This window comes from Kitasatospora sp. NPDC057198, assembly GCF_042670125.1.
GTDB lineage: Bacteria > Actinomycetota > Actinomycetes > Streptomycetales > Streptomycetaceae > Kitasatospora.
Genome location: NZ_JBHUWH010000544.1, coordinates 1 through 4,941, shown reverse-complemented (window position 1 = coordinate 4,941; position 4,941 = coordinate 1). Strand labels below are relative to the sequence as shown.

6 protein-coding genes are annotated in these 4,941 nt (G+C 78.4%); 3 read left to right on the top strand and 3 right to left on the bottom strand.

Annotation, left to right across the window (positions count from 1 at the left end; translation table 11 throughout):
• The first annotated feature begins 91 nt into the window (after positions 1-91).
• Complete coding sequence (locus ACFUEL_RS35110) at positions 92-820, top strand: sirohydrochlorin chelatase (RefSeq protein ID WP_380241535.1); 729 nt, start codon at positions 92-94, stop codon at positions 818-820.
• 38 nt (positions 821-858) lie between these two features.
• Here ACFUEL_RS35110 and ACFUEL_RS35105 read toward each other — a convergent pair whose 3' ends face one another.
• A complete protein-coding gene (locus tag ACFUEL_RS35105; RefSeq protein ID WP_380241533.1) occupies positions 859-1,890 on the bottom strand; it encodes a hypothetical protein in 1,032 nt (343 codons plus the stop codon).
• Positions 1,891-2,021: 131 nt separating this feature from the next.
• Here ACFUEL_RS35105 and ACFUEL_RS35100 point away from each other — a divergent pair, with 131 nt between their 5' ends.
• Positions 2,022-2,876, top strand: coding sequence for a helix-turn-helix transcriptional regulator (locus tag ACFUEL_RS35100; RefSeq protein ID WP_380241531.1), 855 nt, complete (start codon positions 2,022-2,024; stop codon positions 2,874-2,876).
• A 57-nt stretch (positions 2,877-2,933) separates the two neighbouring features.
• Here the strand turns inward: ACFUEL_RS35100 and ACFUEL_RS35095 are convergent, their stop codons facing one another.
• Positions 2,934-3,524 (bottom strand): hypothetical protein, encoded by a 591-nt coding sequence (locus ACFUEL_RS35095; protein WP_380241529.1) that lies wholly within the window; start codon positions 3,522-3,524, stop codon positions 2,934-2,936.
• Positions 3,525-3,636: 112 nt separating this feature from the next.
• On the bottom strand, positions 3,637-4,146 hold the full coding sequence (locus ACFUEL_RS35090) for a hypothetical protein (protein WP_380241528.1): 510 nt from the start codon (positions 4,144-4,146) through the stop codon (positions 3,637-3,639).
• A gap of 208 nt (positions 4,147-4,354) precedes the next feature.
• On the opposite strand from ACFUEL_RS35090, the gene ACFUEL_RS35085 reads away from it, so the two are divergent.
• Positions 4,355-4,861 carry a MarR family winged helix-turn-helix transcriptional regulator gene (locus ACFUEL_RS35085; protein WP_380241526.1) on the top strand — a complete coding sequence of 169 codons (507 nt, stop codon included), beginning with the start codon at positions 4,355-4,357 and terminating at the stop codon, positions 4,859-4,861.
• Positions 4,862-4,941: the final 80 nt, after the last annotated feature.

The following is a 4,941-nucleotide window of genomic DNA, read 5'->3' as shown; positions in this document are numbered from 1 at the left end:
ACCGCGCGCCACGGAAGGCGACCTCCCGCAGCCGGACGCGCCCCCCGCACGCCGGACGCCGCCCGCCGCTGCGGGTGCGCCCCTCCCCCCGCTGCTGCTGCTCGCGCACGGCTCCCGCGACCCGCGCCACGCCGCGACCGTCGAGGCGCTCGCCGAGGCCGTCCGCGCCCTCGCGCCCGCACTACCGGTCACCACCGCCTACCTGGACCACTGCGCGCCGCGGATCGCCCAGGTCGCCCCGCGGCTGGCCGGCGCGATCGCGGTGCCCCTCCTCCTGAACCGCGCCTTCCACGCCAAGCACGACATCCCGGCCGCCCTGCGCGCCGCCGGTTCGGCGATCCCGGTCGCGGACGTCCTCGGCCCCTCCCCGCTGCTCCTGGACGCCCTGGACCGCCGCCTGGCCGATTCCGGTCTGGACGTGGCGGACCCGGCCGTCCGGGCCCGCACCGGCGTCGTCCTGGCCGCGGCCGGCTCCTCCGACCCGGCCGCCAACGCCACCACCCGCGCGGTGGCCGCCGAGTGGCGCCGCACCCGCGGCTGGGCGGCCGTCGCCACCGCGCACGCCTCCGCCGCCCCGCCCACCGTCGCCGACGCCCTCGCCGCCCTGCGCGCCGCCCCGGCCGTCCGCACCACCGCCGTCGCCCCGTACCTGCTGGCCCCCGGCCTGCTCCCGGACCGAATCGCCACCGCCGCCGCCGAGCACCGCGCCGACCACCTCGCCCCGGTCCTCGGCGCGGCCCCCGAGCTGGCCCGCCTGGTCCTGGCCCGCCACGCCGAGGCCGCCCGCGAGCTCGCCGCCCCGGCGGCCCACACCGCCTGACGCCCCGGGGGGCCGGGCCGACGGCCGTCCCCGCCCGGTCAGCTGACCCGGCGCAGGGTGAACTCCTCCCCGGGGGTGCCCGCGAACAGCAGGTCGAGCCGTCCGCTGAGGGTGTAGACGCCGCCGCCCGGCCCGGCGGTGATCGCGGTGGGGTCGGTGTCGGGCAGCGGGCGGGCGGCGGTGAGCGCGGCGCTGCGCCAGCCGTCGGCGGAGCGGAGCGTCAGTTCGGCGTCCCGGCCGCCGTCGCCGAGGTGGTTGGTGACGGCGAGCACCGAGCCGTCGGGGCGGCCCAGCATGCCGTCCAGGCCGACCAGTCGGCCGTCCGCGCCGCGCACCTCGATCCGCGACAGCGCGGCGGGGCGGTCGACGGGGATGCGCCACAGCGTGGCGTCGTCGGTCTTGCCGACGACCAGGACGCCGTCCCGCCAGACGATGCCGTTGAGGCCGATGCCCCCGGGGGGCGCGGCGAGCCGCTGGTCGCGGACCAGGACGGTGGCGGTGCCGTCCGGCGCGACGCGGTAGACGACCGGCGCGAGGGTGTCGGTGACGTACGCGGTGCCGTCGGGCGCGTAGGCGACGTCGTTGGCCAGGTGCGTCCCGCCGTCGGCGGCCACCGCGGCCAGGTCGGTGCGGAAGAGGGCGCGCCCGGTGCGCAGGTCGTACGCGCCGAGGACGGCGGTGTGCGAGGCGCTCGCGGGGGTGCTGCGTTCGCCCGCGCCCAGGTCGCCGCCCGCGACCAGGACCCGGCCGCGGGCGGGGTCGGCGTGCAGGCCGATGACGCTGATCAGGTGCGCGGGGTCGTCGACCAGGGTGCGCAGCGTCCCGTCGGGGCGGACCTCGGAGACGGTGCCGTGCACCATCGAGCCGACCAGGAAGCGGTGGTGCGCGGCGTCCCAGGTGGCGCCCTCGGGGGTGGCCGCGGGCCCGTGCCCGACCAGCACCGCGGGCCCGTGCCCGTGCCCGTGCCCGGCCGCCCCCGGGGCCCCGTCCGCCGCCCCGGCGGGTGCCGCCGCCCCGGTGACCAGTGCCGCCACCACGCCCGCCGCGGCCAGGACCTGACGGATGCTCATGCTGCTGCTCCTCTTCTCCCGGCGGCCCTCCCGCCGGACGCCTCCACCCTCCCGCCGCCCGCCGGGGCCCGGCAGTGCGTGCGGATACTGGTAGCGGCAGTGACAGGCAGCGCGGACGGAGGGGACGGGACGTGACGGGGTCGGAGTTCCGGCGGGATTCGCTGGCGGGGTTCCTGCGGGCGCGGCGCGCGGCGCTGTCGCCGGAGCAGGTCGGGATGGCGCCGGGGGTGCGGCGGCGGACGCCGGGGCTGCGCCGGGAGGAGGTGGCGCTGCTCGCGGGCGTGGGGGTGACCTGGTACACGTGGCTGGAGCAGGGCCGGGAGATCAACCCGTCGCCGGAGGTGCTGGGCGCGCTGGCGCGGACGCTGCGGCTGGACGCGGCGGAGACCGCCTACCTGTTCCGGCTGGCGGGGCAGCCGCCGCGGCCGGCGCCGGGCACGGCGGACCTGGAGGTGGCTCCGGCGCTGCTGCGGCTGGTGCACGCGCAGGCCCCGGCCCCGGCGTTCCTGACCGATCCGGACTGGGAGGTGCGGGCGTGGAACCGCCCGGCGGACGCCGTGTTCGACTTCTCCCGGGTGCCGCCGGAGCAGCGCAACCTGGCCTGGGTGGCGTTCGCGCACGAGGAGAACCGCCGCCGGGTGGTCGACTGGGAGCACCACGCCCGCCGCACCCTGGCCGAGCTGCGCGCGGCGTACGCGGAGCGCGGCGGCGACGGCGATCCGGCGGCGGCCCGGCTGGCCGCGCTGATCGGGCGCCTGCGGGCGGCGTTCCCGGAGGCCGACCGGTGGCTGGAGGAGCACCGGGTGCGCGAACGGGTCGGCACCGAGAAGGACCTGCGGCACGAGACGGTGGGCCTGCTGCGGCTGGACCAGGTGGTGCTGGGCGCGCCGGACGACCTGCGCCTGGTGGTGCTGGCCCCGCGCGACAGCGCCACCGCCGACCGCCTGCACGCCCTGGCGGAGGCAGCCGAACCGCAACGGGTCTGACCGGCACCGCGCCCTGCCCGCCCGCTCCCTTGCCGGCCGCCCACCGCCCGCCGGCCGTCAGAACGCGGCGGCGACCTCGTCCGCGGTGGCGGGCAGCGGGGTGGTGAGCCCGGCCCAGGAGCCGTCCGGGAAGTGCAGGTCGATCCGGCCGCGCTGGAGCACGCCCTTGGGGTTGCGGCGGAGCGCGGCGATCTCGTGCCGGGGCAGCTCCAGGTGCGGGGCGTACGCGGGGTCGAGCTGCCAGGGTTTGGCGCGGTCGGCGAGCAGCAGCAGCCGCCGGTCGGTGAGGGCGAGCAGGCAGCTGCCCCTGGTGCCGTCCTCGTGCCAGCGGACGACGAACCGGCCGGCCGCGGAGGTCCAGTCGCCGTCCATGCCGCGGCCGTGCCAGGCCGCGTCAGGCACCGCGTCGGCCATCCGGTCACCGACCGCCCCGGCGGCCGCGGAGACCGGGTTGAGGACCGCGTAGACCCGGCGGAGCACACCGACCGGGCGGGTCAACTTCCGTTCCAGGTCGCCGGGTCGGCGCGGCGGCAGGAGCTGCGGCGGGGGGTGCGGGATGCCGGGGGCGAGCGAGACGGTCGCGGCGGCCCGCAGGTGTTCGCCGGGGGCCAGGAAGGGGGCTGCGGCCTGCCGGTCCCGGTCGAGCACGGGTGGTCCTCCCGGAGGGGCGCGGAATCCCGGCGGGCCGGGAATCGGGCCGCCTGGACGCCACGGGACGGTCATGGAAAGGTCATCTGACGGCAAAGAAACTAACACGCCGTCACCCTTTCGGGTCAATGGACCGTTCCGCCAGCCGTTCGCGCACCCACGGGTCGGCGGCATTCCGGGCCGCTTCCCGGCGCGCCGCCCGGAACCGCCGCTCCAGCTCCCCGGACGGGGCGTCCGCCCACCGCCAGGCGCCGACCGCGCACGCCTGCCGCAGCGGCCCGCCGTCCTCCAGCGCGGTGAGCAGTTCCTCCTGGAGCCGCCGGCTCCCGCCCCCGACCGCGAGCACCTGGGCCAGCCAGCGCGGCGAGGAGAGGTCGTCGTCGGCCAGCAGCGCGTCCAGCACCGCCCGGTAGTGGTCCCGGACGGCCGCCCGGTCCGCGGCCAGGTGCCGGTACGCGGCCTGCCGCTTGTGGCCGATCCGGTGGTACTGCTCGTAGCCGGGGGCCCGGACGGCCAGCGCGGCGACCCGCTCGTCCGGCTCGACCCGGACCTCCAGCCCGAGCACCGCCAGCAGCGCGTCCAGCGCCGCCTCCTGCGCGTCCAGCCGCTCGCCCCGCTCCATCCCGGCTCCCCTCACGTCCCGTACGGCCGCTCCGCCCACACCGACAACCCGCCCCGACGACCCGCACCGACAACCCGCACCGACAACCCGCCCCGACGACCCGCCCCGACGACCCGCACCGATACTTGCAGGCGCGGGAATTTGCGCACCTCGCATAAGCTTGTCACCGGTACCAGCGCGAGGACGCCGACGAAGGGAGCCCGCGGCCATGACCCGACCGGATCCAGGACTGGCCCACGGCTGGTGCGCCCTGACCGCCCTGCACGGCCGGATCGAGGCGCACGTCGAGCGCGCCCTGCAGGCCGGGCACGAGCTCAGCGTCCGCGAGTTCTCCGTGCTGGACGTGCTCTCCGACCAGCACGACGGCGACGGCGGCCACTTCCGGATGAACCAGCTCGCGGACGCGGTCGTGCTCAGCCAGAGCGCCACCACCCGCCTGGTCACCCGGCTGGAGGACCGCGGGCTGCTCGCCCGCTACCTGTGCCCCACCGACCGGCGCGGCATCTACACCAACGTGACCCCGGCCGGCCTCGCCCTGCTCGCCGAGGCCCGCCCCACCAACGACCGGGCCCTCGCCGAGGCGCTCGACAGCGCCGAACTGCGCCCCGAGCTGGCCCCGCTGGTCACGGCCGTCCGGGCGCTGTCCGAGCCGTCCCGCCAGCCATCCCGGCCCTCCGCACCGGCCGGATCGCCGCCCTCCGCGCCGAAGGGCTGAGCGCACCCGCGCCCAGCCCGTTCGCCGCCCCCGGCACCGGCCGTCAGTCCGCCTTGCGGCGCTGGCGGCCGGTGCCGTAG